Origin of the sequence: Roseomonas sp. KE2513 (genome assembly GCF_016107305.1) — a bacterium.
Taxonomy (GTDB): domain Bacteria; phylum Pseudomonadota; class Alphaproteobacteria; order Acetobacterales; family Acetobacteraceae; genus Roseomonas.
The window spans coordinates 22,127-48,264 of sequence record NZ_RCVR01000036.1 but is presented as its reverse complement, the minus strand read 5'-3'; the positions used below and the strand labels follow the sequence as shown (position 1 = coordinate 48,264).

The following is a 26,138-nucleotide window of genomic DNA, read 5'->3' as shown; positions in this document are numbered from 1 at the left end:
CGCCGGAAGTGCAGCTTGATAGGGAGGAGCCGGGCCATGCCCGAGAGGATCCGCGGTGTAATCGTCGCCGGCGCTGGCCCCGTCGGCCTCGTGTCAGCGCTAAAACTGGCGCGTGCGGGCATCCGCGTGGTGGTGCTGGACGCGGCGCCGGACATCATCCAGGCCCCGCGGGCGGTGGTCTACCACTCCCCGGTGGTAGAGGCGCTGGACCGGATGGGCCTGCTTGAGGATCTGCAGGAGATCGGCGTCTTGAAGCAGGACTACTGGTGGTGGACGATCGACGGCACGCTGATCGCGCGCATTGACATGGCGGTGTTGGACCGCGACACGCGCTACCCCTTCAACCTCCATCTCGGCCAGAACAACCTGGCCATGATTGTCCTGCGTCACCTCCTGCGCGTGCCGGGCGTGGAGGTGCGATGGGGACACAGCATCACGGGCGTGCGGCAGGACGACGCTTCCGTTACCGTAGCGGTGGCGACGGAGAACGGCGAGGAAGAGCTGCGCGCCGAATGGCTGATCGGCGCCGATGGGGGCCGCAGCGGCGTGCGGCGCGCGCTCGGGCTGCCGCTGGAAGGCGTGACATGGCCCGAATGGTTCGTGGCGACCGACATCCGCTACGACATGGAAGCGCATGGCTACGGCACGGCGAATTTGGTGATCGATCCCGACCACTGGGCGATTATGCCGAAGATCGACAAGAGTGGCCTGTTTCGCTGCACCTATCGCGAGCATCCCGGCCTGTCCGAGGAGGAGGTGCGACGCCTGGTGCCGGAACGTCAGGCGCTGATCCTGCCGGGCCGCGCGCCAGTGGAGCCGGTGGCTCTTTCACCCTACCGCGTACATGACCGTTGCGTCGAAGGCTTCCGCAACGGGCGCGTGTTGCTGGCTGGCGACGCCGCTCATCTGATCAATCCGATCGGCGGGCTGGGGTTGACGGGCGGGTTGCTGGATGCCGTGCCGCTCGGCGACACGCTGGCCGCGGTGATCGCCGGAGAGGCGGACGAGGCCGTGCTGGACGACTGGGCCGCGGAGCGCCGGCGCGTCTTTCTGGAGGTGGTCTCGCCAGCGGCGAAGGAGAACCGCCGCCGCATGAGCGAGCGCGACCCTGTCCGGCGAGCGGAGGATTTCGCCCGGCTGCGCCGCATGGCGGAGGATCCGGGTTTTGCCCGTCAGGGTTTGCGGCAGGTTTTCAACGTCGTCGGCCGGCACCCACTCGCCCAGCCGGCCTGATCGTCACGGCGACGAAGGCGGGCACCAGATCCGCCGTCGCCAACATCATGGGAGGAAGAGATGGGTTTGCGGATAAACAGGCGAGGACTGCTGGCCAGCGGGAGCACCCTTGCCTTGCTGGCCGCCCCTGGATTGCACCGGGGCGCTACTGCCCAGGCGCTGAACCGGCCGGCGCGCATCATCCTGGGATGGCCGCCGGGCGGCGCCGCCGACATCATCGCGCGGCTCTTTGCAGACCGGCTGCGCGGAAGCTATGCCAGCCAAGTTGTCGTGGAGAACCGCCCCGGCGCCGCCTCGCGCCTGGGGATCGAAGCGGTGAAAGCGGCAGCGCCGGACGGCGCGACCCTGCTCGTCACGCCCGAGAGCATGCTGACCATCTATCCCCATATCTACCCGCGGACGCTTCGCTACGATGGGCTGAAAGACTTCATCCCCGTGAGCGGGCTTTGCTCGACCTCCTTTGCTCTGGCACTCACGCCGGGTCATCCGGCGCGGAACCTCGCGGAGTTCGTCGCCTGGGCAAAGCAGCAGTCCTCCCCGGTCCCTTATGCCAGCCCTGCAGCCGGATCGACGCCGCACTTCCTGATGGAAGAACTGGCTCGTGCGACCGGCATCCAGCTGGAGCACGTCTCCTACCGCGGCTCGGGTCCCGCCATGCCGGACCTCCAGGCCGGGCGCCTTGCGATGGTGATAACCGTCACGGGCGACATGGCGGAGTACGAGCGCACGGGGTTCGGCCGGGTAATCGGTGTCACGTCCCGGGAGCGGTCCCGTAAGCTCCCCGAGGTGCCGACCATGGCTGAACTCGGCCATCCTGATCTGACGGCCGAGGAGTGGTACGGCATCCTCCTCCCCGCCGGTACGCCAACGCCCCTTGTGGACGCGCTGCAGAAGGCCGTGGCGGAGGCAGTGAAGGATCCGGACCTTCAGGCTTCCCTGGCCACGATAGAGCAGCGCCCGCGCCCCTCCAGCGCACAGGAATTCGCCGATCGCATCCAGGCTGAGCGTGACCGATGGGGCCCGATTGTGCAGGCAAGCGGCTTCAGCGCGGAGTAGCGCCACAACGTCCTTTGCAGCCGAGGGTACGCCAGCGTCGCCGCGCCGGCAGTTGCCGGTCAGGCGGCGGTGCGGGCCTGAAGGCTTGCATGGTACCCGTGGAGCCGGCACTGCAGCTACCCAGCTTGCGCCGTATCCCCGTCGTGGTGGCCACCGCCGAGGCGTCCTGGAAAGCGCAGGAGGACCACGGCATCGTTCACTTCCTCCGCCAAGCCGGCGTGTCGACCGAGCAACCGCACCTGGAAAAAGCTGGCATTCACGGCAAAGGCTACATGGTCATGCTTGAGCGGAACAGCGACCCCATCGCCGCGCTGCTCGCCGAGTGGATCGAGCGCCGGACGGCACCGCCGCTTGGCCGAGCCGTGGGCACTTCGCGCACGATCAGCGGAACATGTCCGCCGTAATGCTCGTGTACCAGGCGTCGGCGTAACCCGCCTCAAGCCGGCGTTGTTCCGGCAGATCCCCGCGCGGCGACACGCCGCCGGAGTTCGGCACCTCTGTGATTCCCATTCCGTCCGCGCTGGGGCGGAAGATGTTGACGACGGAGATCCCGAACTCTGCCCCGACATGGGAGTAGCAGGTGTTGAAATAGACCCCCTCCGGCGCCGTCTCCCCGCGCAGCAGGGCGGCGGCGCTCGCGACGGCCTGCTTTGCCGTGGAGTTCGCAACGAAACCGGATTTTGGCATCGGCCCCAGGGTGTTCGCGTCGCCGATCACGTGGACTCCCGGCGCCGCCTGCGCCTCGAAGGTGCGGGTGTTCACGGGAACCCAGCCTGTCCTGTCCGTAAGGCCTGACGCTGAGGCGATGCGCGCCGCCGACTGGGGCGGGATGACGTTGCCCACATGCACCCGGTGCCGCGTACCGAATTCGGTTTCCAGCACGCCCTCGCGCGCATCCACACGGACGACGCGGCCGTCGCCGGCCAGGGGCACCCACTCAATCATGCCGGGATAGAGCGCGCTCCAACCGTCCTGGAAGAGCGCCTGCTTGCTGAAGACGTCCTTCGCATCGAGTGCGAGGATCTTGGAGCGCGGCTTATGGCGCTTGAGGTAGTGCGCGATCATGCTGATCCGCTCGTAGGGGCCGGGCGGGCAGCGGAAGGGGTTGGGCGGGCTGGCAAGACCCACGACCCCACCGTCAGGCATCGCTTCGAGCTGGCGCCGCAGCAGCAGCATTTGCGCGCCGTCTCCCGCTGTCCAAGCGTGAGGCATGACCCCGGCCGCAACCTCGTCGTAGCCCTCGATCGCGCCGAAGCGGATCGCGATGCCCGGCGAGAGGATCAGCCGGTCGTAAAGAAGCGCATCGCCCTCGCGGAGCCGCACCCGGCGCGCGATGGGATCGATTTCCTCCGCCCAATCCTGGATGACGCGCACACCCCGGGCGCGCAGGCCGTCGTAGCCGTGGGTGATCTCCTCAATCGGTTTCTCGCTGACGATAACGAGGTTACCGTAGGGGCAGGTGATGAAGCGCGGCTGCGGCTCGACCAGCGTCACGTCAAGCCAGGGATAGCTCCGGCGCGCGAAACTCGCGGCCGAGGCTCCGCCAAAGCCACCGCCGATCACCAGCAGTCTCGCCTGCCCCTGCGCACGGGATAGCGCTGGGGCACAGAGGATCGCGCTGGCGGTGAAAAGAGAGCGGCGAAGCAGGGTCGTCACGCGCGGCTCCTCACTGCATTCCCGCGAAGTAGGCGACGACTGCCGCGATCTCCGCCTCCGTATAGCCGCGCGCGACGCGGTTCATGATTGTCGCGGGCCTATCGTTGGCACGGAAGGCCGCCATGGCCGTGGCCAACTCGGACGGGTCCCGCCCGGCCAGACCGGGAATGCCTCCGCTGCCCGCGCCGTTCGGCCCGTGGCAGCCGAGGCATCCTTGCGCGGCGAGCGGTCCGGGCTGCGATCGGGCTGGCGCGGTGAGAGCGATCGAGATAGCGACAAAGGCGAGGCCGATGCCCCGCCCCAGCACCAAGCCATGCCGACGGCTCATCGACACGTATCCTCCTTCATCGGCGCAGGCCCGGAGCCTCGATCGGCTGTCCCTTCGCGCGGCTCGCCAGAAACAACTCCAAGGCGAGGTATTCGGCCGATCCAAGTGGCAACTGCTCCGCCCGCACGCCGAGCGAGCAGGCCCGAAGGCGCCGATGCAGTGAGCCCAGTGTGTTCCAATCGAGGCGATAGGCAGGGTAGCCCGTGCCGAGGCCGTTCGAGATGACGTCGCCCCGCAGGTGTTGGCCGGCCTTGTCGTCGTGGCATTGACCGCAGGCCAAGTTCAGTTGGCCCTGGCGCGTTTCGTAGAAGCGGCGCCCTTCCCCCATGAAGGGCGCGGCGGGCCCCTCGGTATCGACGTCGACGAGCATCCCGCGGGAGCGCAGCGCGATCGCGGCGGTCAGGGCGAGGAGCGGCTCGCTTTCATAGCCGAAGGCGGGCTGGCCCTGCTGCTGCGTGCGGCAACGCTCGATGCGGCCTTCCAGGTTCAGCAGGGCGCCGTCCACAGCCACGGCCGGATAGCGCGCGGCGACGCCCGCCATGGCGCCGATCCCGCCGTGGCAGGACTGGCAACTGCGCTCACCGTCCTGCCACAGCGCCTCCCCCTCCTCGACCCAGAGCCAGCCGGGGTGGCGCGAGGGATCGTCCTGCGCACGGCGCAACTCCGGGGACAGATAGTCGCGCGTCGGGCGGATCTCCGCTGCCCCCGCCAGCAGCCCCAACGCGAGCCATGGTAGGGCGAGAAGGAGGGCGCGCGTCGTTCGGCGGCCCGCGGTCACGTCACGTCCAGTTGCGCCTCGCGGCGGTAGATCGCGCCGCCATCCTCGTGCCATTCGAAGACGAGGGTGCCGCTCTCGGCGGCGACGGTCGTGAACTCGACGTACGGGTTGGCGGTGATTCCGGGGGAGAGTTCCATGCGGAATATCTCGTCCCCTCCATAGGTCACGAGGAAGGTGTGGAGGATCTTGCGCGGCGTGGGCGCCACGCCCGGCGCATTGGCCGCGCGCTCCATCGCGTGGCGCACGAGGACGCGGACCGGCACGACCTCCCCCTTCCGGGCGGAGCCGGGCATGGTGATCCGGGCAGTGATCGGGACGGTACGCATGATCAGCCCGTCTCCACGCAGGCACCGAGAATGACGATGACGTCCTTGCTGGTGCGGTGGATGGTCCCGCGGCTGGTCTCGGCAAGGACGACGAGCGTCTGGCTCGTCGCCAGCCGGATTCGTGTCGCGACCTCCGCGCGGCCGGATCGCGGAGTCAGGTGGAAGGTCGCCACGCGCGGGAAAGGGTTCCTCTCGGACAGGATGTGAATAGCCGTGACGTGGTCCTCCCGCGTCATCGGGCTTTCAGCCGTCACGGTCAGGTCAACGGAATTGCCGTTCTCCGAGAGCGGCGGCAGGTCCAGCACGACCCCTCCGGCGATCGGCGTCCGGCCGGCGAGGATGGCGCGCTCCGCCTCGGTGAAGCTCTCGTCGCTCTGCACCTGGGTAAGCGACGCCTGGGCCGGCGTCCGAGCTCGGCTGCCCGCCGCCACGCCAACCGCGGGCGGCAAGGCCAACACGGCGCGGCGGGAAAAATCCCTCATCGCATCACTCCTTCAGTCCGGAGAGGTAGGCGACGACGTCCTCCACCTCCTGAGCGGTCAGCACGGGCTGGCCGCGGTAGCGCGCGTCCACACGCAACAGCCCCTCCGTACGGTGGTAGGGCGGCATGATAGCATCCGGGTTCACCAGCGTGGGGTCCACGAGCCGCAGCCGGATCTGCCCCGGCACCAGCCGAGAACCGGCGCCCGCGAGCGGCGGGCCGATGTCGCCCATGAACTGCTCGGTCGTGCCGGGGATGGTGTGGCAGATGAGGCAATTGGCCGTCTCCCGATTCCGAACGACGGCCTCGCCCCGCGTGGGGTCACCGGTGAGGCTGTCCAGCGGCGCCACGATCGCGTCCTCCTGCACCACGAAGGGCGCGACCCTGCTCGCCACCGGCGCCGCGGCGAGCAGGGCGACGAGCGCGAGCCCCGCATGAGTTCCCCGCACGCGGCCCCTGTCGTGCCTCAGGCGCGGCGGAGGTCGTGGTGCTTCAGCGGCATGTCGCGGATCCGCTTGCCCGTGGCCGCGAAGATCGCGTTCAGCACCGCTGGAGCCGCCACCATGATCGTCGGCTCGCCCACGCCGCCCCAGAAGCCGCCAGAGGGCAGGACGATCGTCTCAACCTTCGGCATCTCGTCCATGCGGAGGACGTTGTAGCTGTCGAAGTTCGTCTGCTCGACCGCGCCGTCTTTCACGGTGATCTCCTGATAGAGCAGGGCGGAGAGGCCGTAGACGAAGGACCCCTCGACCTGCATCTCGATCTGCCGCGGGTTCGCCGCATGGCCGGGATCGGTCGCCGCGACGATCCGGTGGATGCTGAGCTGACCGGAGTCGCTGACCGAGACCTCGGCCGCCGCGGCGACGTAGCTGCCGAAGCCCATCTGCTGCGCGAGGCCGCGATGAACACCGGCAGGCGAGGGCGAGCCCCACCCGATCCGCTCGGCCACCGCGTTCAGCACCGCGAGGTGCTTCGGATGCTTTGCCATGAGCTTGCGGCGCAGTGCCAGCGGGTCCTGGTTCGTCGCGTGCGCGACCTCGTCCAGAAAGCACTCCAGGTAGATGGCGTTCTGGTTGTGGTTCACGCCGCGCCAGAAATGGGCGGGTACGTGCGTGTTCCGCATGGCATGGTCGATCAGCAGGTTCGGGAAGCTGTAGCCGATCGCGCCCTCCGCGCCACTCGCGTTCAGCCCCTGAAACTGCACGGGATCGCGCCCGTTCTGCAGCCCGCCCGGGAAGGCGGTGGACAGGATGGACTGACCGGAAATGCGCATGTGCAGGCCGGTGATCTCGCCATTGGCGTCCAGGCCCGCCGTCAGCCGGCACTTGGTGACGGGGTGGTAGCGCCCCTGCACCATGTCCTCCTCCCGCGTCCACATCGTCTTGACGGGGACGCCAGGGACCTGGCGCGCGATGCGGACCGCGTCCTCCAACCAGTCATGCACCGTGCGCCGACCGAAGCCGCCGCCGAGATCCACGCGGTGCACGTCGCAGGCGGTCTGCGGCAGGCCGGCGGCGCCGGCGGCGGCGGCCAGCGCGGCCTCCCCGTTCTGCGTCGGGCACCAGACATCGCAGCGCGTGGGGGTCCACAGCACTGTGGCGTTCATCGGCTCCATCGGCGCGTGGTTCAGGAAGGGGTAGGAATAGGTCGCCTCCACCTTCCGGGCGGCGCCCGCGATGGCGGCGCGGGCGTCGCCGTTCTCGTTTCCGACAAAGGCCTCGGAGGCGGTCAGCCCCTCGTCCAGCATAGCGCCGATCGTAGCGGAAGAGACGCGGCCGTTCTCGCCGACGTCCCACTCGACCGGCAGGGCGTCGAGCGCCGATTTTGCGCGCCAGAAGGTATCGGCCACGACCGCAACGCAGGAGTCACCAACCTGCAGGACGTGTTTCACGCCGGGCATGCTCGTCACAGCCGCCGCATCGAACGACTTCAGCCGCCCGCCGAAGACGGGGCAGCGTCGCGGCACCGCGACGAGCATCCCAGGCATCCGCAGGTCCGCGCCGTAGACCTGCTTCCCTGTCGTCTTGTCCGCAGTGTCCAACCGCGCCAGCGGCTGCCCGGCGATGGTCCATTCGCGCGGATCCTTCAGCGGAACCTCAGCTGGCGGCGTGAGACGGGCCGCTTCGGCCGCGACCTCGCCGTAGCGCAGCGTGCGGCCGCTGGGGCCGTGCGTAATCACGCCGTTCCGCGAGCTGCACTGGTCGGCCGGCGCGCCCCACCGGTTCGCCGCCGCCTGGATGAGCATCATGCGCGCGGCCGCGCCGCCCTTGCGGACATAGTCCTGGCTCTGCCGGATACCCTGGCTGCCTGCCGTCAGGAAAGCGCCCCAGGCGCGGTTGCGTGCGAGGCTCTGGCCGGGCGTCACGTACTCGGTCGAGACCTTCGACCAGTCGCACTGCAATTCCTCGGCGATAAGCTGGGCGAGGCCGGTGCGCGTCCCCTGCCCCATCTCCACCCGTGCCATGCGGAGGACGACGCGGTCGTCGGGGTGGACGACGCCCCAGGCGTTCACCTCCGGAACGGCGGAAGCGGCGGGTGCTGCCGACTGCGCCAAGGCGCCCCTGGGCGGGACGTGGAAGCCGAGCAGGACGGCCGCTCCGGCGCCCTTCAGGAGGGACCGGCGGGAGGGCCGCACGGTGTCGAGCGTGGTCATGGCGCGTCTCCCCTCAGCCCGTGGTGCCCGCGGCGGCGGCTTGGTGGATGCCAGCGCGCACGCGGTTGAAGGTGCCGCAGCGGCAGATATTGGTGATCGCCTCGTTGATCTCGTCGTCCGTCGGCCTGGGCTTCTCGGCGAGGAGCGCGGCGGCCGCCATGATCATGCCGGACTGGCAGAAGCCGCATTGCGGCACGTCCAGTGCGCGCCAGGCCACCTGGACCGGGTGGTTCCCGTCAGGTGACAGGCCCTCGATCGTGACGATCCTCTGGTCCTCGGCCATGGCGGAGACCGGCAGGGAGCAGGCGCGGATTGCCTGGCCATCCACATGAACGGTACATGCGCCGCACTGCGCGACGCCGCATCCGTACTTCGTGCCGGTCAGGCCAACATGGTCCCGGATCGCCCAGAGCAGGGGCGTATCGGGTTCCGCGTCCACCTCCACCAGAGTGCCGTTGATGTTCAGCTTGGCCATTGCGGTTGCCGCCCTTGGACGTTCTCGTTGCTCTGACTATCAAACGGTAACGGCGGCCCCTGCAACCCAAAGGTGAGCGGACCGGCAGGAAGCAGGTGCGTCTGACGGTGCCTGAGGATTGATCTGGGTTCCGGTGTTCGTGCTCACTGACCGTCCACTCCTTGGCTTGGCGACTGGGGAGCCGAAGTGGCGGGCCTCCCTGTTCAGCGGGGTCCACGGCCGTGGCGTGCGGGCCTCTCGTCGCCTCCATGCGCCCATTCGCGCTTAAAGACTTGGCGTGTGTCGCGGTGACCACGGCGCGCCTGCCCCGCAGCCGCGGCGTCGCTCTCCACGTCGGCGATGCCGCCACGCTCGGCACCACCGACCGACGGCCCGAATCGGGGCAAGCCCCTCCGCCCCGAACTGGGAGAGTGCGGCGTGCCGCTCTTCGCGACACGTGCGCCCGGTGCCATGCTTGTCACCGACCTCCCGGAGAACGTTGCATGACCGCGCTCACCCGCCCCGCCCGCAAGATGACCCATGCGACTGTCATGGCCCTCCTCGCCGCCGCGGAGGCGGAGGCGGCGCGAATGGGCGTGCCGCAATGCATCGCCGTCGCGGACGAGGGCGCCAATCTTGTTGGCTTCCTCCGGATGGACGGCTCGCGCGTCCTCTCGGTCGCCTCCGCACAGGCCAAGGCCGCGACTGCTGCCGCGACAGGTGCGCCAACCGGTGGGTTGGCGCCAGAGATGGAGACGCGCCTCGCCCTCGCGACGGGTCTTCGCATGACGAACCTGAAGGGCGGGCTGCCGGTCATCGTCGAGGGAGAGATCGTCGGCGGCATCGGCGTCGGCTCGGGCACGGGTGACCAGGACCGGCAGGTCGCCGCCGCCGCCCTGCGCTCCCTCGGTCTGGCGGACGGGGCTTAGGGCACCTCGCGAAACGGGCACCCTTTTCTTTGCGAACTCGGGCTGATGATCGGCCCGCCCTACGGCCGGCAGGGCTCTGGTTCGCTTTCGGGCACGGGGATCTTGGCCTGACCGTCGCGGCGCTGGTGGCGAAGCTCCTGGCCCCGCCATCATGCAGCGCACCGGATTGGGATCTGGGCTCCTGTCTCTGCCTGTGCTGAAGCGTGCGCCTCAAGCCGAGATTTTCGCCTCGCGCACCACGGTGCCCCACTGCTCGCTCTCGCGCGCCATCATCGCGGCCAGTTCTGCCGGACCAGCCGCCACGGCATCCCCGCCGGATCGCCCCATCTGCTCGCGGAATGCGCCGCTATCGGTAAGTTCCCGCACCGCGGCTGCGACGCGATCCACCACCGCAGGCGGCGTGCCTTGGGGCGCGAACAGGCCGCCGGTGGAGGCGGCTGCGTAGCCGGACAGGCCTGCCTCCTCCATCGTCGGCAACTCCGGCAGCAGCGGGTGGCGGCGCGTGCCGCAGAGGGCCAGCGCCCGCACGCGGCCGGCCTTCACCTGCGGCTCGGCGGAGGGAAGGCTGTCGAACATCATGTCGATCGTCCCAGCCACGAGATCGTTCATCGCGGGGCCGCCGCCGCGATAGGGAACGTGGGTGATGTCGATCCCGGCTTTCAGCCGGAACAGCTCCCCTGCCAGGTGGATCATCGAGCCCGTGCCCGCGGAACCGAAGGTGAGAGTGCCCGGCCGCGCCTTCGCCATCGCGATCAGCTCGCCAACGGAGCGCGCGGGCAGGGCGTTGGAGACGGCGAGGAGATGCTCGATCCGGAAGGCCAGGCTGATCGGCACGAGATCCTTCAGCGGGTCGAAGCCGAGGTTGTGATAGAGGTGCCGGTTCACCGCCACCGCCCCATTCGTGCCCATCAGAAGCGAATAGCCATCGGCCGGCGCGCGGATGACGTTCTCCAGGCCGAGATTGCCGCCGGCACCGGTGCGGTTCTCCACCACCACCGTCGCCCCGAGGCGCTCGGAGAGCCCGTTGGCGAGGATGCGGGCGAGCACGTCGGTGCCGCCCCCCGCCGCGAAGGGCACGACGAGCCGGACGGGGCGGGACGGCCAGGCCTGGGCGAGCGCCGGGCGAGCCAGGTTGGTCGCGGCGGGGGCGGCGGCCAGGGCGGCCAGCCAGTCACGTCGTGTGAGCACGGTCCTGCATCCTTCGGTCAGAGGCGTGACGGCATCTCCCGGGCACGGCCTCTTCCGGGCCGCGCCCCACTTCAGTTCCGCAGCGCGGCAGCGACCAGCGCCGCACCGTAGTCGCGCTCGGCCTGGTCGCGCGTCAGCCGGCCATCCGCGAGGTCCGCCGCCAGCGCCGCGGCCAGCCGCTCCGCCGGTGTACCGAACCCGCCGCCGCCTGGCGTCTCCAGTCGCACGCTCTCGCCGGCCGCGAGCACGAGGTTCGCGGCCTTGGAGGAGAGCTCCTCCTCGCGGTTCGTGCCGGGGTTTCGCAGCAGCCGCGCCTTGCCACCGGACAGGCCGCCGAAGAGGCCGGGGGCGCCCGCCTTGTGCCCGTCGGACCGCGCGGAGAAGACGATGCCGTCCCGCGTCGCGCGGATCTGGCGGGCGATGCCCTGGCCGCCGCGGTGCCGCCCGGCCCCGCCCGAGCCCTCCACCAGCGCGTACTCCTCCACCAGCAGGGCGTACTCGTTCTCCAGCGCCTCGGCCGGCAGGTTGGAGGTGTTGGTGACGTGGACATGCACCCCGTCCATGCCGTCGGCCGCGCCCCGCGCACCGACGCCGCCGCCCATTGTCTCGAGGTAGACGAAGGTGCCGTCGCCGCGCCGCCGCTCGCCGGAGAAGATGATCGCGGGCACGCTGTCGAGGCTCGCGGCCATCGCGCGCTCCGGCGGCAGCAACTCCGCGAGGGCAGCAAAGAGGGCGCGGGCCACCTTGTTGCAGGTGATGCTGCGCGCACCCGTTGCCGCGGGGAAGCGCGGATTGACCAGGCTGCCTTCGGGTGCGCGTATCTCCACGCGCTCGGCCAAGCCCTGGTTCGGCAGCAGCTCCGGGTCCAGCAGCGCCTTCACGGCGTAGTAGACGGTAGCGCGCAGCGCGCTCTCCGGCACGTTCATCGCGCCGCGCGCCTGCGGAGCGGTGCCCGCGAAATCCACGATCAGCCGGTCGCCCTCGACGGTCACGCCCGCCACGATCTCCACGGGGTCGCCGTCCAGCCCGTCATCGTCCATCCAGGCACGGCCGGTGGCGCTGCCCGCCGCCATGGCGCCGATGCGGTTGCCGAGGCGGCGTGCCGTGTAGGCTAGCAGGTCGTCGATCGCAGCGGTCGCGGCGGCGAGGCCCATCCCGGCGCAGAGGTCCTGCATGAGCCGCACGCCGCGGAGATTGGATGCGACCTGCACCTTCAGATCGAGCGCGCGCTCCTCCGGCTCCCGCGAGTTCTGGGCGACGAGGTTCAGCAGGTCCTCGTCCAGCTCCCCCGCCCGGACGAGGCGGATGACGGGGATGCGCAGTCCTTCCTCGAAGATGGAACGGGCGCCACCGGAGATGGAGCCGGGCGTCGGCCCGCCCACATCCGAATGGTGACCAACATTGGCGGCGAGGAAGCGCGGCGTTCCCTCCACGAAGACCGGCGTCACCACCGCGATATCCGGCGTGTGCGTGCCGCCCGCGAGATAGGGGTCGTTGCAGATAAAGGCGTCACCCTCGCGCATCCGCTCGATCGGGCAGGCCTCCAGCACGGCGCGCACGCTGCCCATCAGGGAGCCGAGGTGCAGCGGGATATGCGAGGCCTGAGCGATCAGCCGCCCCGCGGCGTCGAACAGCCCGACGGAGCAGTCCTTGCGCTCCTTGATGTTGGTGGAGAAGGAGGAGCGGATCAGCGCGTTGCCCATGTCCTCGGTAATGGAGAGGAGGCGATTGCTGAAGACCTCCATCGCGATCGGATCGGAGAGAGTGCGGGCGGCGTCGCTCACATCGTCGCTCATGGGGCGATCTCCACGATCAGGTTGCCGGAAGGATCCACCGTCACCCGCTGGCCGGGCTCGACGACGGTAGTGGAACTCATCTCGTCCAGGATGGCGGGACCCGGGATTGTGGCGCCCGCGGAGAGCGTGGCACGGTCGAAGATGGGCGTCTCTACCCAGCCCGCATCGAAATGCACCTGGCGCTTGGCGCGGGGATCTGGCGTGCCGGAGGTACCGCCCTCGAAGCGGGCGGCGGGGCGGTCCACCCCACCCACGGCCTTGAGGCGGGCGTTCACCACCTCCACTGCGCGCCCAGGCACGTCGTAGCCGTATTCGCGGCGGTGCGCGGCCGCGAACTCTCGCTGGAAGTCATCCAACGCAAAGTCGCCCTTCGTAGGCAGCCGGACCTGCACCTCGTGGTTCTGGCCCTTGTACCGGGCATCGATCACGCGGTGGACAGTGCGGCGCACCGGCTCCACTTGGCTAGCTTCAAGCCATTCCCCACCCTGGCGTGCCATGGCCTCGAAGCGGGCCATGATGCCCGGCCAGTTCTCCCCAGTGGCCTCGGCGATCTCGCTGCGGACAAAGTCGAGGCTGATATCGGACATGAGGATGCCGCGCGCGCACATCGTGCCCGGCTCCTGCGGGACGAGGACGCGGCGGATGCCGCATTCCCGCGCCACAGCTCCCGCATGCAGCGGCCCCGCCCCACCGAAGGGGAAGAGGGCGAAGCGGCCGAGGTCGTGCCCCTTTTCCGTGGAGACGGAACGGATGGCGCGGCTCATACTGGCGACGGCGATGCGGATGATGCCCAGCGCGGCCGCCTCCACGCTGAGGCCGAGCGGCTTGGCGATCCGCTCCTCAATAGCATGGCGCGCTGCGGCCTCGTCCACCTTCATGCGGCCGCCGAGCAGCGTCACGGGGTCCAACCGGTGCAGAACGATGTTGGCGTCGGTGAGCGTCGGCTCCTGACCGCCGCGCCCGTAGGCGACGGGGCCGGGATCGGCACCGGTGCTGTGCGGCCCGACCTTCAGCGCGCCGGCATCGTCGATCCAGGCGATCGAGCCTCCGCCCGCGCCGATCACATGCACGTCCACCATCGGCGTGCGGACCGGGTAGTCCGCCACGAGCCGCGATGTCGCGAAGGCCGGACGCCCCTCCGCCACCAGAGAAACGTCCGTGCTCGTGCCGCCGACGTCGTAGGTGACGATATCCGGAAAGCCCGCCGCCCGCGCCACCTCCGCCGCGCCCACCACGCCGGCGGCCGGGCCTGACAGGCAGGTGCGGACGGGGAAGCCGCGCGCGGTCGCGACCGACATCAACCCGCCGTTGGAATGGATCGTGTCCGGCTCGGCCGTGATGCCAAGCCCCGCGAGCCGGTCCAGCAGCCGCTGCATGTAGGCCGCCATGCGCGGGCCGACATAGGCGTTGATCGCAGTGGTGGAGAAGCGCTCGAACTCCCGGAACTCCGGCAGCACCTCGGATGAGGTGCAGACGAAGGCGTCCGGAAGCCGCGCACGTATGATGGCCGCGGCCCGGGCTTCGTGGTCGTCGCGCAGGTAGCTGTGCAGGAAGCAGATCCCGACCGCTTCCACCCCCTCTGCCGCCAGGGCTTCCGCGGCCGCGGCGACGCCCGGCTCGTCCAGCGGCTCCAACTCCTCCGCGGCGGCGTCGATACGGCCACCTACTTCGAAGCGGAGCGCGCGCGGTGCCAGCGGCGGTGGCCGCACCTGGCCGTAGTCGTAGAGTGCCGGACGCGTCTGCCGCCCAATCTCCAGCACGTCCCGGAAGCCGCGCGTCGTCACGACGCCCATGCGGACACCGCGTCGCTCGATGACCATGTTCGTCGCGACCGTGGTGCCGTGGCCGACGAAACTGATCTCTTCCGGCCGTACGCCATATTCCGCGATGATGGCGGCAACGCCGGTCTCGATCGCCTGGCTGCGGTCAGCGGGGGTGGAGGGAGTCTTGTAGTAGCGCAGCATGCCGCTGCGCGTGTCGTGCACCGTGAAGTCGGTGAAGGTTCCCCCGACGTCGAAGCCGATCCGCACCATGGATTTCCGGTTCACCCTTCGCCGACTGTGTTGCGCCCGATCACGGTCCCACCCGCCGCACGATTGTTCCAATGCAAATTATCGGCCATGCTATCCGGAAAGCTGATGGACGCCGCGATGCCCCATGCGATGAGCCAGCGCGCCCTGCAGGCCTTTCAACTCACGGTCCTGACCGGCAGCGTCTCCGCCGCTGCAGAGGCGATGGGCCGCTCGCAGCCCGCAGCCACGCGCCTGCTGAAAGAGCTCGAGGAGAATCTTGGCTTCCACCTGTTCGACCGCGTGCGCGGCCGGCTGCAGCCGACGCCGGAGGGGCTTCTGCTCTTCCAGGAGGTGGAGCGCTCGCTCATCGGCCTGGACCGCATCGCGGCGGTGGCGGCGCAGATCCGCAAGGGGCGGCGCGGCACGCTGACGCTGGGCGTGCTGCCCGCCGCAACTGGCATCCTGACCCCGGTGATGAAGCGCTTCACCGAGGAGCGGCCTGGCACCGCCATCTCCCTCCACGCTGTGCCCTCGGAACAGGTGGTGCAGATGGTGCTGAAGCAGGAATGTCACCTCGGTCTTGTCAGTGACGCAACACCCCTCGCGGGTCTACGCGTTGAGCGGCGCTACGCCCTCGGCTGCCTCTGCATAATGCCACCGGGCCATGCGCTGGGCGGAAAGACCATTGTCACGCCGCAGGATCTGGACGGCGAGAGGCTAGTGGCCCTCTCCCCTGCCACCCGCATCGGCCGTCAGCTGGAAGCAGTGCTGGAGCAGAACGGAATCGCTCCGCTGATCCAGGTGGAGACGCATCTGAGCCACGTGGTCTCGGATCTCGTGCTGGCGGGCACCGGGATCGGGCTGGTGGACGCGGTGACGGCGGCGGCGCACGTGGCCCGGGGCGGGCTGTCCCGGCCCTTCAGCCCGGCCGTCGGCTTCGGCCTGGTCGCCGTGCGCGCGGCGGAGACGGAACGGCCCGGCGCTGTCGCCGCCTTTCTCGCCCTGTGCGACGCGCGATTCGCTCCGCTCGTCCCCGCCCATCAGGAAAAGACATAGGCTGCCGCACAGAACCAATTTGACCCCGCGGGCGCGCTCCCCGACTCTCCAGCGCACGCAGTGTGGCGGGGGAGGCATGACGCGCGAATACGACGTGGCGGTGCTGGGAGGCGGGCTTATGGGCGCCGCCATCGGCTATGGCATGGTAAGGCTCGGCCGCCGCACCGCCATCCTGGACGAGGGTGACCTGGCCTTCCGTGCCAGCCGGGGCAATTTCTCGCTTGTCTGGGTGCAGAGCAAGGGCATGGGGATGCCCGCCTATTCCGCCTGGACGCGGCGCTCCGCGGCCGTCTGGCCGGATTTCGCGGCAGCGTTGAAGCAGGAGAGCGGGGTGGACTGCGCCCTCGACCAGCCCGGCGGCTTCACCCTGCTGCTGTCGGAGGCCGAGATGGAGCGGCGCGCCGCCTTCCTTGCCCGGCTGCACGCCCAACCCGGCTTCGAGAGATACCCTTACGAGATGTGGGACCGCGCTCGCGTCCGGCAGGTCTTTCCAGGCATCGGACCCGACGTGGTCGGCGCCAGCTACTGCCCGTTGGACGGACACCTGAACGCGCTGCGTGCCTTCCGCGCCTCCCACCTCGCTTTCGCCGCGCGCGGTGGCGATTACTTCCCAGAACATCCGGTAGAAACGATGGAAGCGCTACCCGGCGGCAGCTTCCGCATCGTGACGCCGAAGGGCGCCTTCGCCGCGGCCAAGGTGGTGCTGGCGGCCGGCACGGGCAATGCACGCCTCGGCCCGATGCTCAGTCTGGCGGCCCCGGTACGTCCGCAGCGCGGTCAGGCACTGGTGACGGAGAAGGCCTCACCCTTCCTCACCCATCCGGTGGTCACGCTGCGCCAGACCGACGAGGGCGGCATCATGATGGGCGACAGCCAGGAGGAGGCGGGTTTCGACACCAGCCTCGGCCTCGGCGTGTTGGCGGTAATGGCGCGGCGTGCGGCCCGCATGTTCCCGGAGATCGGGCGGCTGAACGTGGTCCGCACCTGGTCGGCGCTGCGCGTCATGACGAAGGATGGATTCCCGATCTACCAGCAGTCCGAGGCGGCGCCCGGCGCCTTCCTCTGCAACTGCCACAGCGGCGTCACCCTCGCCGCGGCCCACGCCCTGCTGCTCGCGCCGATGATCGATGCCGGTGCCCTGGACGAAGGGCTACTCGGCGCCTTCACAACGAGGAGGTTCGATGTTTCGGCGGCTGCATGAGGCGGCGCGGCCCGTGCTGCGCTTCCGGCTGGACGGCGAGCCGGTCGAGGGGCGGGAGGGCGACAGCGTGGCCGCGGCCCTTCTCGCGCTCGGGCGCGATGCCTGCCGCGAGACCGCCGTCTCCGGCGCGGCGCGCGGGGGCTACTGCATGATGGGCGTGTGCTTCGACTGCCTGGTGGTCATCGACGGCACCGGCAACCGCCAGGCCTGCCTCGTTCCGCTGCGCGAAGGCATGTTGGTGGAGACCCAGCACGGGCGAAGGGAACCGGGGCGGTGAGCGACGGATACGACATCGTCGTCGTCGGCGCCGGCCCTGCCGGGATGTCGGCGGCTACCGCTGCCGTCGCGCAGGGTGCCTCCGTGCTGCTGCTGGATGAGGGCGCGGGGCCGGGAGGACAGATCTACCGCGCCGTCACGACCACGCCGCTGGCCGACCGCGCCGTGCTGGGCGCTGATTACTGGAAGGGCGCCGCCATTGCCGCGGCTTTCGCCGGGAGTGGCGCCACCTACCAGCCCGGCGCCACCGTCTGGCATCTGGACGCGGAGCGCCGCGTCGGCTTCTCCGTGGACGGGCAAGCGCGGCTGGTGCAGGCCGGACAGGTGGTGATGGCCACCGGCGCGCAGGAGCGGCCCTTTCCCATTGCCGGCTGGACGCTGCCGGGTGTGCTGACCGCGGGCGCAGCGCAGACGCTGCTGAAGGCGCAGGGCTTGGCCGCCACGGGACGCGTGGTGCTGGCAGGATGCGGTCCGCTTCTCTGGCTGCTCGCCGCCCAGTCCGTTGCGGCGGGCCGGCCGCCTTCCCTGATCCTGGATACGACGCCGCGGGGCAACTGGGGCCGCGCCCTGCCCTATCTGCCGTCCTTTCTCGCCACGCCCTACGCGCGCAAAGGACTGGCGCTGATGGCGAGGGTGCGGCGCGCCGTGCCCATCGTCTCTGGAGTGACTGAGCTGGCCATCGAGGGCGAGGTACGCGCCGAGCGGGTCGTCTATCGCCGCGGCACCGGCGCGCCGGTCACGGTGCAGGTGGACCACGTGCTGCTGCACCAAGGAGTGACACCGAATCTCAACCTGCCCGCCGCGGCCGGCTGCGCGCTGGATTGGAATGAGGCGCAGGCCTGCTTCCAGCCGCGCACGGACGAATGGGGCGCGACCTCCCTCCCCGGCCTCTTCCTCGCCGGGGACGGTGCGGGCATCGCGGGCGCCGAGGCAGCCAGCTCCCGCGGCACGCTGGCAGGGCTGGCCGCAGCGGCGGCGCTCGGCCGCATTTCGGAGAGGGCGCGCGACAGCCTCGCCGCGCCGGTGCGCGCGCGACTCACCCGTCAGTCGCGGGGCCGTGCCTTCCTCGACGCCCTTTATCGCCCGGCCGGTGTTTTTCGCCGCGCCGCCGAGGAGGCGCTGGCCTGTCGCTGTGAGGAGGTGACAGGGCGCACGCTACGCGAAACGGCGGAGCGGCTGCAGGTCTCCGGCCCAAACCAGATGAAGACCTTCCTGCGCTGCGGCATGGGGCCGTGCCAGGGGAGGCTTTGCGGACTGACGGTAACAGAGGTCATCGCGGAAGCGCGCGGCGTGTCGCCGGCCGAGGTCGGCTATTACCGCCTCCGTAGCCCAGTGAAGCCACTGACCGTTGCCGAATTTGCCAGCTTGTCGAACACTGAGGAAGAGCGTCTCGCCGTCGAGCGGGGCTGATGTCAGCCACGCCGAAGGGTATTTGGCAATCTTGTCGCGTGCGGCTGAGGGCACACTGTCTTCCTGCAGTGTGAACGCATCAGGCGGCAACGCTTGATGCACCACCGGCAACCCGCGTCATGCCAAGCACCAGATGCTGCGGAACCTCCGCCAAGCCAGCTTCCTTACTGTCCTGAAGCATTCGATCACGGACAGGAGCGAGGACCGGAAGATTGATAGCCATCTACTGCCGCGCGTAGTCTACCCCCTGCGGTCGGCAGCGGTTCCGCAAGGGGAGACAGGCGATGGACAGCGTGACGGCGGACCGCGGCAAGCCGGTTGATCCCTATCCTCTTCCGCGCCGGCAGTTCATCGATGTCGGCGGAATCCGCACCGCCTATCATGAGGCGGGTGAAGGGCCCGAGACGCTGGTCTTCATTTATGGCGGCAATTTCGGCGGCGCCGATTCCGCCTCCTCCGCCTATGCCTGGAACATGCAGGTCGCACCGCTTGCGAAGCGCTTCCGCGTGGTGGTGCCGGACAAGATCGGCCAGGGGTTCACCGACCCGCCCCTGCGGGACGAGGACTACACGATGGCCACCGTGATCGCGCATATCCGCGACTTCATCGTCGCCCTAAAGTTGCCGCCGGTGCACATCATCGGCCATTCCCGCGGTGGCTTCGCCTCGGCACGGCTGGCGATGGAGCGTCCGGACCTGATCCGCTCGCTCACCACCGTCACCAGCGGGACGCTCAGTCCCGGCGTGGGCACGAACGAGGTGGTGCTGGCCCGTCCCCCGCATCCACCCTTCACCCGGGAGTCCGCCCGCTGGGTCTACGAGAACTACTGCTTCCGCAAGGAGGTGGTAACGGAAGCCTGGATGGACGTGGTGATGGAGACGCTCAACAACCCGAGCTACCGGCGCGGCGTCGACAAGGTTGTCGGACAGGGCCTGGGTGCCAGCCTCTTCCTGCCGGACCTCGCCCGCTACAAGCGCGAGACCCTCACCTGGATCGACGAGGGCCGCCTGCAGCGCCCCACGCAGGTCATCTGGGGCTTCAACGACCGCACCGCCCTGGTGGAGCGTGGGATGGAGCTATTCGAGCGCATCGCGAAGCACGAGCGCCGCACCACCTTCAACGTGTTCAACGAGGCTGGCCACTTCGTCTACCGGGAACACCCGGAGCGGTTCAACGCGCTGCTCGCCGGCTTTGTCGATCTCCACAGTGCCCGTTGAGGACCCGTCCGTGACCACGCTCCCCTCCCGCACTATCCAGGTGGATGGCCTGGCGACCCGCATCCTCGAAGCCGGTGCAGGGGAAGGCCCCGCCGTGGTGCTGCTGCACGGCAGCCTGCCCGGTCTGGTGCCCTATGCCGGCGGCTCCCATCTCTGGGGCTCCTTCCCGGAAGCCCTCGCCCGCGATCGGCGGGTGATCGCCATCGACTCCCCTGGCAGCGGCGGCACGCCCGCAGGCGATGAACCGCTGACAGTGGAGTTCCTGGTGCGTCACGCCTGCGCCGTGATCGCCGCCACGGCGGACGGTCCCGTGCACCTCGTTGGGCACGATGCGGGCGGACTGGTCGGGGCGATGGTGGCGCTGGAGAAGCCGGCCCTTCTCGCCTCCCTTACCATCGTTGCCAGCGCGGCCGCCGCGCCCAGCGGCGACGGGGTGGACAACCTTACCTTCTTCGCCGCGCCCTCCCCGGCCACCACGCGGCAGGCGCAGTTCTGGGCGTTCGATCGCATGTCCTACGCCCATCACCACATCGACGATGCGCTGCTTGACGCGGCGGTGGCGGCTGCGGGGGGCGAGGCGCACCAGGCCATGCTGCGGCGCATGGCCGATCCGGCCGCGGCCGCGGCTCTGGCCGGCAGCGTGTTGCGCGCCAAGTTCGGCGTGTTCCGGGCGGCGCGGGAGGCCGCCTTTCCCGTTCCCACCCAGATCATCGCGGCGGCGGAAGACCCGCTCGTCTCGCGCGATCACATGCTCTGGCTGTTCCGCATCATCGCGCAGCACCAGCCGGCCACGCAGTTCCATCTGATCAACCGGAGCGGAAGCTTCCCCTTCCGCGAGCAGCCGGAGCCCTTCCTGCAGGTCCTGACCGCCTTCCAGGACGGGGTCAGGGCCGAGGCCGCGTGACCATGGGGCCGAGCGGCGCCACGCGGTGAATGCTCTCACGGCCTCGATCCGCAGCCCAATGATACGCCCGAGCCCACGCACCCGAACGCCGCATCCAAGTGGGAGGCGCTTCCCCCGCCAAACCTGTCAGAGAGGTGACGCGAGGCCTCGGAGCGTCGAGGTGTGCCACGACATCGGACGGGGCTGCCGGCGCCGTGACAGCCCCGCCATGGCCAAATCAGGCGCCGAAGCCGCCGTCAATCGTGTGCATCGCCCCGGTCACGAAGCTTGCCTCAGGCCCTGCGAGCCAGGCCACCATCCCCGCCACATCCTCTGGCCGCCCGTGGCGCTTGAGGGCCATGACGGCGTGCTGGATATCCTTCATGGGCCCATCCGCCGGGTTCAGGTCCGTGTCAGTCGGGCCGGGCTGCACCACATTCACCGTGATTCCGCGCGGCCCGAAGTCCCGCGCCAGACCCCGTGCCATGCCTTGCAGGGCCGACTTGCTCATCGCGTAGGCCGAGAGGCCCGGGAAGGGGATCCGGTCGCCGTTGACGGAGCCGATCACGATGATCCGTCCGCCCTCAGGCATCCGTCGCGCCGCCTCCACCGCGACATGGTAGGGCGCGTTCACGTTGATGCGGATCAGCCGGTCCACCGCGTCCGGATCCTGCTCTAATGGATCGCCGAAGGCGCCCACCCCCGCATTCACCACCAGCACGTCGAGCGACCCGCTCCCCCGCACCCGCGCAATCACGGCGTCCCGGTCGGCGCTGTCCGTCACCACCGCGGTGCTACCCGTCTCGGAAGCCAGCCGCTCCGCTGCCTCCTTTGAGCCGGCATAGGTGAAGGTAACCGCCGCACCCTCCGCGGCGAAGCGCCGCACGATCGCCGCCCCGATTCCGCGGCTCCCACCGAGCACGAGAACGGACTTACCACTGAAACCAGCCATCAGGCCCTCCTTGAGGATCAACCTAGTGGTCGCTACATAAATAGCCGGATCGCCCCGTCAAGGCATTTTGTATCGGTGACTACAAATTCAGCACGCCCTCGTGGTCGCCCCCGCCGCTTCGACCCTGAACAGGCCCTTGCCGTCGCACAGCGCCTCTTCCACGCCCGCGGCTACGACGCAATCAGCGTCGCCGACCTCACCGAGGCGATCGGCATCAACCCGCCCAGCTTCTACGCAGCCTTCGGCAGCAAGGCAGCCCTCTATGCCAGCACGCTCTGCCGCTATACCGGCACGCAAGGTATTCCCCTGACCGAGATCCTCCGCCCCGGCCGCCCCGTGGACGAAGCGCTCTCCGCTTTGCTGGAGGACGCCGCCCGCCGCTACGCGGCCGACCCTGCGGCGACCGACCCTGCCGCAGCCGGCTGCCTCGCCATCGAGGGCGCTCGCTGCAACGACCCCGAGGCACGCGAGGCCGCCTGCGCGCTCACCGCCGCTGGCGAGGACGCCATTCGCCGCTTCGTCGCAGCCACTCACCCCGAGGCAGCCGGGCGGCAGGCCGATTATACGCTCACGGTGATGACCGGCCTTTCCACCATGGCGCGGCAGGGCCACGGCTTGGATCGCCTGCTTGCCACTGCCCGCCTTGCCGGCTCGGTCCTGGCGGAGGCGCTGCGCGCGGAAGCGCCTTGCTGAACGACGCTTGGACAATCGAGCTGAACCATCGGCAGTAACGGGTCAGGGAGGCCGCGAAGCAAGCCTGACCCCGTCCCTGAAGATCCGCTTCGCAAATGGTGCACCGGCTCCTGACGCGCTGCTCCGGGGCGGCTGTGCCCGCCAACACGCTCCTGCTTTAGCCAAAGTCCAAGCTGATCTGGCCCGAGCGCTCCTCATGGAGGTTGTCGAAGCCGGCAACTGTCACGCCGAGAAGCCGCACGGCCTTGGGCAGCGGGAAGACGCCCTGTGCCAGCTCCAACGAAACCCGCGCGAGTTCCCGCCCGCTGGTGATCGGCACGGGCGAGGTGCGGCTGCGGGTCACCTGCCGAAAGTCGGCGAACTTCACCTTTACGGTGACGGTGCGCCCGAAAGTTCCGGTCCTCTCGCACCATCCCCATACCTCCTCCGCGAGCGCCGCGATGCCCGTCTCCACCTCCGCCGAGGTGGTGAGGTCGCGAGCATAGGTCGTCTCCGAGCCGGAGGACTTCCGCGGCCGGTCCGGCACCACCGGGCGGTGGTCCTCCCCGCGCGCGATGGCGTGGAAATGCACCCCCGCCTTGCCGAAGTGCTCCTGCAGGAAGGTCAGGCTCCGCTCGCGCAGGTCGCGGCCGGTACGGATGCCCAGCGCCTCCATCCTGGCCGCCGTCGCCGGCCCCACCCCGTGGAACCTTGAGACCTCCAAGGCCTCCACGAAGGCCGCGCCCCTCTCGGGCGTGATGACGAACATGCCGTTGGGCTTGCGCATGTCGCTCGCCAGCTTGGCAAGGAACTTGTTGTAGGAGACCCCCGCGGAGGCGGTCAGCCCGGTGCGCTCCAGGATCTCGCCGCGTATCCGCCGCGCCACCGCTGTCGCGGTGGGCAGCCCCTGCAGGTTCTCGGTCACGTCGAGGTAGGCCTCATCGAGCGAGAGCGGCTCCACCAGCGGCGTGTGCTCCAGGAAAACCTCGCGGATGCGGGCGGAGACCTCGCGGTAGCGCTCGAACCGAGGGGGCACGAACCGCAGATTCGGGCAGAGCCGGAGCGCGGTGCGCGACGGCATGGCCGAGCGCACACCAAAAGCCCGCGCCTCGTAGCTGGCGGCAGCGACGACCCCGCGCTCCCGGGAACCGCCCACCGCCAGCGGCTGGCCAGCCAGCGACGGGTCATCCCGCTGCTCGACCGACGCGTAGAAGGCGTCCATGTCCACGTGGATGATCTTGCGGGCGGGGGTCACAGGCTCGGCGCAGAGGGGACGGAAGGTAAGGCTCAGCATACCATGGTGGGGAGCGGAGTTGGGCGGCTGTCGCCCCTCCCCCTGCCCGCTCGTGCTGAAAGGAGCCTCACGGCGCTTCAAGAATCCAAGCCAGGAGGCGGTCGCGCGCGCAAGCCTCCCGCCCAAGGCCGGAAGTCCGGTGTTAGGCACATGGCGGCAAGAGAAGCGGCGTGGACGCATTGGCAGAGTGAGTCATCGAGGCGCATGGCGGGCTCGAGCGCTGGTCCGCCTTCGAGACCGTGTCCGCCGACTTGGCGCAGGGCGGCGTCCTCGGGGCCGTGAAGGGGCACCCCCATACCCTGGAGCGCGCGAGGGTGACCGTCGGACTGCGGAAGGGGTGGGCAAGCCACTTGCGCTTTCGACGGGACGCGCGAAGGAGCCGGTTCGAACCGGACCGCGTGGCGCTCGAGGACGCCGATGGCACGGTGCTGGAGGAACTGCCCGAACCCCGGCGGAGCTTCGCGGGCCAAAGCCTGGGGACGCCCTGGACGGAGTTGCAACTTGCCTACTTCGCGAGCTGTGCAATGTGGACCTATCTCAACATGCCCTTCCTGCTGGCCTAGCCGCAGGTGACGAGCGAGGAGCTGCCGGTCTGGGAGGAGAACGGCGCGATCTGGCACCGGCTCCGGACTCAGATCCCCGCGAGCATCGCCACGCACAGCGCCCGCCAGCCCCTCTACCTCGATGATGCAGGCCTGCTGAAGCGGCACGACTACGGTGAACATCGCCGGCGGCACGCCGGACGCCCATTATCTCGAGGATTATACAGACATGTCAGGCATCGCCTTCCCGAGGCGGCAGCGCATCTCCCCACGTGGGGAGGATGGTCGGTCGGGACGGGAACCGCTGGTCGCCTCGATCGACCTGTCGGGCATCGAACTCCGCTGAGAACGGGGCCCTCCAGGCTGCTGGCGGCTCCGGGCCGGTCCCGGACAAGCGTTCAAGACGCGGCGCGGGGCGCGGGAGCAAGCTGTTCCTCCCGATCAGCACCGGAGGCCAACCCCATGCAGCCGCGCAACCATGCCTACGCCGCGCCACCGACGCGGCCGCGCCAGGACTGCGGCGTGAGGCCACGATGAGATCCTTTCCCCTCGTCCCCGCCTCCTTCTTCGGCATCGCTCTCGGCCTCGTCGGCCTCGGCGGGGGCTGGCGCCTGGCGCATCGGGTCTGGGGCCTGCCCGCCGCTATCGGAGAGGTCCTGCTGGCGCTGGGGGTCCTCGTTTGGGCCGCCCTCGTCATCCTCTACGCGGCAAAGTGGCTGCTCGCCCGCGACGCGGCGCTGGCGGAGATTGCACACCCCGTGCAGTGCTGCTTCGCCGGCCTGACCGGCGTGGCGACGATGCTGGTCGCCGCGGCCCTGCTGCCCCTCTCGCACGCCGCCGCCGCGGTGCTCTACGCCGTGGGCGCGGCCGTCACGCTCGCCTTCGCTCTCTGGCGCTCCGGCCAGCTTTGGCGCGGGGAGCGCGAGCCCGGCGCGACCACCGCGATCCTCTACCTGCCGGCGGTGGCGGGCTCGTTCGTCACCGGCACCGGCGCGGCGGCTCTGGGCTTCGCGGATTGGGGGCAGCTCGCCTTCGGGGCAGGGCTCTTCTCCTGGCTCGCGATCGAGTCGGTGCTGCTCCACCGCCTGTATCACGGTCCCACCCTGCCGGTCCCGCTGAGGCCGACGCTGGGCATCCAACTCGCGCCGCCGGTGGTGGGTGCGGTCTGCTACCTCTCCGTGACGGCAGGGCCGCCGGATTTGCTGGCGCACGCGCTGCTCGGCTACGGGCTCCTTCAGGCCCTTCTGCTGCTGCGGCTCCTGCCCTGGATACTCGAACAGCCCTTCACCCCCGCCTACTGGGCCTTCAGCTTCGGCGTGACGGCCCTGGCGAACGCCGCGCTGATCATGGTCGGGCGCGGGGATGCCGGCGCGGTCGCCACGCTGGCGCGGGTACTCTTCCTGGGTTCCAACATCGCGATAGGGCTCCTCGTGGTCGGGACGTTGGCCCTGCTGTTCCGGGGCGGCCTGAAGCTGGAGCGGCGGCCGCTCTCTGCTTCCTCCCCAGCAGCCGGCAGCACGCCCGCCGCCCGGCCGTAAGGGCTGATCCGTTCAAGATTTGCGCATCCGGACAGGGCAAGGATGCCGGGCCCAGAAGGCACTACTTCCAGGAGAACCGACATGGACAGGAAGGAAAGCGCGCCCGCCGTGATCAACCGGCGCGACGCGATCCTGGCCGGAGCCGGTCTAGCCGCGGCCCAGGCCCTTCCGGCGGCGGCGCTCGCGCAGGCGGGCCCTCCCCCGGCC

27 protein-coding genes and 1 pseudogene are annotated in these 26,138 nt (G+C 69.8%); 15 read left to right on the top strand and 13 right to left on the bottom strand.

Features of this window, described 5'->3' with window-relative positions:
* Positions 1–36 precede the first annotated feature (36 nt).
* The 3 genes from D9599_RS24335 (at position 37) to D9599_RS24325 (ending at position 2,693) form a co-directional block, all read left to right on the top strand.
* Positions 37–1,233, top strand: a complete 1,197-nt coding sequence (locus D9599_RS24335) for an NAD(P)/FAD-dependent oxidoreductase (protein ID WP_198383890.1) — start codon at positions 37–39, stop codon at positions 1,231–1,233.
* 60 nt (positions 1,234–1,293) lie between these two features.
* A complete protein-coding gene (locus tag D9599_RS24330; protein WP_198383889.1) occupies positions 1,294–2,289 on the top strand; it encodes a tripartite tricarboxylate transporter substrate binding protein in 996 nt (331 codons plus the stop codon).
* A gap of 89 nt (positions 2,290–2,378) precedes the next feature.
* Positions 2,379–2,693 (top strand): hypothetical protein, encoded by a 315-nt coding sequence (locus D9599_RS24325; RefSeq protein WP_198383888.1) that lies wholly within the window; start codon positions 2,379–2,381, stop codon positions 2,691–2,693.
* Here D9599_RS24325 and D9599_RS24320 read toward each other — a convergent pair.
* The 8 genes from D9599_RS24320 to D9599_RS24285 are packed head-to-tail and all read right to left on the bottom strand — an operon-like array spanning position 2,671 to position 8,986.
* Positions 2,671–3,945: an NAD(P)/FAD-dependent oxidoreductase gene (locus D9599_RS24320; RefSeq protein ID WP_309228704.1), complete on the bottom strand. Its 1,275-nt coding sequence runs from the start codon at positions 3,943–3,945 to the stop codon at positions 2,671–2,673. The two genes, D9599_RS24325 and D9599_RS24320, sit on opposite strands and share 23 nt — an antisense overlap.
* A 10-nt stretch (positions 3,946–3,955) precedes the next feature.
* Positions 3,956–4,273, bottom strand: coding sequence for a c-type cytochrome (locus D9599_RS24315; RefSeq protein WP_198383887.1), 318 nt, complete (start codon positions 4,271–4,273; stop codon positions 3,956–3,958).
* A gap of 16 nt (positions 4,274–4,289) precedes the next feature.
* Positions 4,290–5,051, bottom strand: a complete 762-nt coding sequence (soxA, locus tag D9599_RS24310) for a sulfur oxidation c-type cytochrome SoxA (RefSeq protein WP_309228703.1) — start codon at positions 5,049–5,051, stop codon at positions 4,290–4,292.
* The gene (locus D9599_RS24305; RefSeq protein ID WP_198383885.1) at positions 5,048–5,377 is read right to left on the bottom strand and encodes a thiosulfate oxidation carrier complex protein SoxZ; all 330 of its coding nucleotides are present in this window, start codon (positions 5,375–5,377) and stop codon (positions 5,048–5,050) included. The genes soxA and D9599_RS24305 overlap by 4 nt, the downstream gene beginning before the upstream one ends.
* A gap of 2 nt (positions 5,378–5,379) precedes the next feature.
* Positions 5,380–5,859 carry a thiosulfate oxidation carrier protein SoxY gene (locus D9599_RS24300; RefSeq protein WP_198383884.1) on the bottom strand — a complete coding sequence of 160 codons (480 nt, stop codon included), beginning with the start codon at positions 5,857–5,859 and terminating at the stop codon, positions 5,380–5,382.
* Positions 5,860–5,863: 4 nt separating this feature from the next.
* Positions 5,864–6,307, bottom strand: a complete 444-nt coding sequence (gene soxX, locus D9599_RS31580; protein ID WP_198383883.1) for a sulfur oxidation c-type cytochrome SoxX — start codon at positions 6,305–6,307, stop codon at positions 5,864–5,866.
* Positions 6,308–6,324: 17 nt separating this feature from the next.
* Positions 6,325–8,511: a molybdopterin cofactor-binding domain-containing protein gene (locus D9599_RS24290; RefSeq protein ID WP_198383882.1), complete on the bottom strand. Its 2,187-nt coding sequence runs from the start codon at positions 8,509–8,511 to the stop codon at positions 6,325–6,327.
* Between the two features lie 13 nt (positions 8,512–8,524).
* Positions 8,525–8,986 carry a (2Fe-2S)-binding protein gene (locus D9599_RS24285; protein ID WP_198383881.1) on the bottom strand — a complete coding sequence of 154 codons (462 nt, stop codon included), beginning with the start codon at positions 8,984–8,986 and terminating at the stop codon, positions 8,525–8,527.
* A gap of 221 nt (positions 8,987–9,207) precedes the next feature.
* Between D9599_RS24285 and D9599_RS32500 the strand changes: the two are divergent.
* Positions 9,208–9,387 (top strand): annotated as a pseudogene (locus D9599_RS32500) (D-glutamate cyclase family protein); the annotation flags it as partial.
* An 81-nt stretch (positions 9,388–9,468) separates the two neighbouring features.
* On the top strand, positions 9,469–9,894 hold the full coding sequence (locus tag D9599_RS31575; RefSeq protein ID WP_232480851.1) for a heme-binding protein: 426 nt from the start codon (positions 9,469–9,471) through the stop codon (positions 9,892–9,894).
* Between the two features lie 210 nt (positions 9,895–10,104).
* On the opposite strand, the gene D9599_RS24275 is transcribed toward D9599_RS31575, so the two are convergent.
* From D9599_RS24275 to D9599_RS24265, 3 genes are all read right to left on the bottom strand, one after another.
* Positions 10,105–11,082, bottom strand: a complete 978-nt coding sequence (locus tag D9599_RS24275; RefSeq protein WP_309228702.1) for a tripartite tricarboxylate transporter substrate binding protein — start codon at positions 11,080–11,082, stop codon at positions 10,105–10,107.
* Between the two features lie 71 nt (positions 11,083–11,153).
* A complete protein-coding gene (locus tag D9599_RS24270; protein ID WP_198383879.1) occupies positions 11,154–12,878 on the bottom strand; it encodes a hydantoinase B/oxoprolinase family protein in 1,725 nt (574 codons plus the stop codon).
* Positions 12,875–14,911 (bottom strand): hydantoinase/oxoprolinase family protein, encoded by a 2,037-nt coding sequence (locus D9599_RS24265; RefSeq protein ID WP_198383878.1) that lies wholly within the window; start codon positions 14,909–14,911, stop codon positions 12,875–12,877. Before D9599_RS24265 ends, D9599_RS24270 begins: the two co-directional genes overlap by 4 nt.
* A 105-nt stretch (positions 14,912–15,016) precedes the next feature.
* Between D9599_RS24265 and D9599_RS24260 the strand changes: the two genes are divergently transcribed.
* The 6 genes from D9599_RS24260 to D9599_RS24235 all read left to right on the top strand — a co-directional run bounded on the left by D9599_RS24260 (position 15,017) and on the right by D9599_RS24235 (position 20,954).
* Positions 15,017–15,946 (top strand): LysR substrate-binding domain-containing protein, encoded by a 930-nt coding sequence (locus D9599_RS24260; protein WP_198383877.1) that lies wholly within the window; start codon positions 15,017–15,019, stop codon positions 15,944–15,946.
* A 76-nt stretch (positions 15,947–16,022) separates the two neighbouring features.
* Complete coding sequence (locus tag D9599_RS24255) at positions 16,023–17,147, top strand: FAD-binding oxidoreductase (protein WP_198383876.1); 1,125 nt, start codon at positions 16,023–16,025, stop codon at positions 17,145–17,147.
* Complete coding sequence (locus D9599_RS24250; protein ID WP_198383875.1) at positions 17,128–17,424, top strand: (2Fe-2S)-binding protein; 297 nt, start codon at positions 17,128–17,130, stop codon at positions 17,422–17,424. Before D9599_RS24255 ends, D9599_RS24250 begins: the two co-directional genes overlap by 20 nt.
* Positions 17,421–18,833, top strand: a complete 1,413-nt coding sequence (locus tag D9599_RS24245) for an NAD(P)/FAD-dependent oxidoreductase (protein WP_309228701.1) — start codon at positions 17,421–17,423, stop codon at positions 18,831–18,833. Before D9599_RS24250 ends, D9599_RS24245 begins: the two co-directional genes overlap by 4 nt.
* 284 nt (positions 18,834–19,117) lie before the next feature.
* Positions 19,118–20,050 (top strand): alpha/beta fold hydrolase, encoded by a 933-nt coding sequence (locus D9599_RS24240; protein ID WP_198383874.1) that lies wholly within the window; start codon positions 19,118–19,120, stop codon positions 20,048–20,050.
* Positions 20,051–20,060: 10 nt separating this feature from the next.
* Entirely contained in the window at positions 20,061–20,954 is an 894-nt protein-coding gene (locus D9599_RS24235; RefSeq protein WP_198383873.1) for an alpha/beta fold hydrolase, read from the top strand.
* 217 nt (positions 20,955–21,171) lie between these two features.
* On the opposite strand, the gene bdcA is transcribed toward D9599_RS24235, so the two are convergent.
* Positions 21,172–21,885: an SDR family oxidoreductase gene (bdcA, locus tag D9599_RS24230; protein ID WP_198383872.1), complete on the bottom strand. Its 714-nt coding sequence runs from the start codon at positions 21,883–21,885 to the stop codon at positions 21,172–21,174.
* Between the two features lie 75 nt (positions 21,886–21,960).
* Between bdcA and D9599_RS24225 the strand changes: the two genes are divergently transcribed.
* On the top strand, positions 21,961–22,578 hold the full coding sequence (locus tag D9599_RS24225; protein WP_198383871.1) for a TetR/AcrR family transcriptional regulator: 618 nt from the start codon (positions 21,961–21,963) through the stop codon (positions 22,576–22,578).
* Between the two features lie 157 nt (positions 22,579–22,735).
* Here D9599_RS24225 and dinB read toward each other — a convergent pair whose 3' ends face one another.
* Complete coding sequence (dinB, locus tag D9599_RS24220) at positions 22,736–23,851, bottom strand: DNA polymerase IV (protein WP_198383893.1); 1,116 nt, start codon at positions 23,849–23,851, stop codon at positions 22,736–22,738.
* A 398-nt stretch (positions 23,852–24,249) separates the two neighbouring features.
* Between dinB and D9599_RS24215 the strand changes: the two genes are divergently transcribed.
* The 3 genes from D9599_RS24215 (at position 24,250) to tehA (ending at position 25,931) form a co-directional block, all read left to right on the top strand.
* Positions 24,250–24,414: a hypothetical protein gene (locus D9599_RS24215; RefSeq protein WP_198383870.1), complete on the top strand. Its 165-nt coding sequence runs from the start codon at positions 24,250–24,252 to the stop codon at positions 24,412–24,414.
* Between the two features lie 154 nt (positions 24,415–24,568).
* The gene (locus D9599_RS24210) at positions 24,569–24,739 is read left to right on the top strand and encodes a hypothetical protein (RefSeq protein WP_198383869.1); all 171 of its coding nucleotides are present in this window, start codon (positions 24,569–24,571) and stop codon (positions 24,737–24,739) included.
* A gap of 187 nt (positions 24,740–24,926) precedes the next feature.
* Complete coding sequence (gene tehA, locus D9599_RS24205) at positions 24,927–25,931, top strand: dicarboxylate transporter/tellurite-resistance protein TehA (RefSeq protein ID WP_198383868.1); 1,005 nt, start codon at positions 24,927–24,929, stop codon at positions 25,929–25,931.
* The last annotated feature ends 207 nt before the right edge of the window (positions 25,932–26,138 follow it).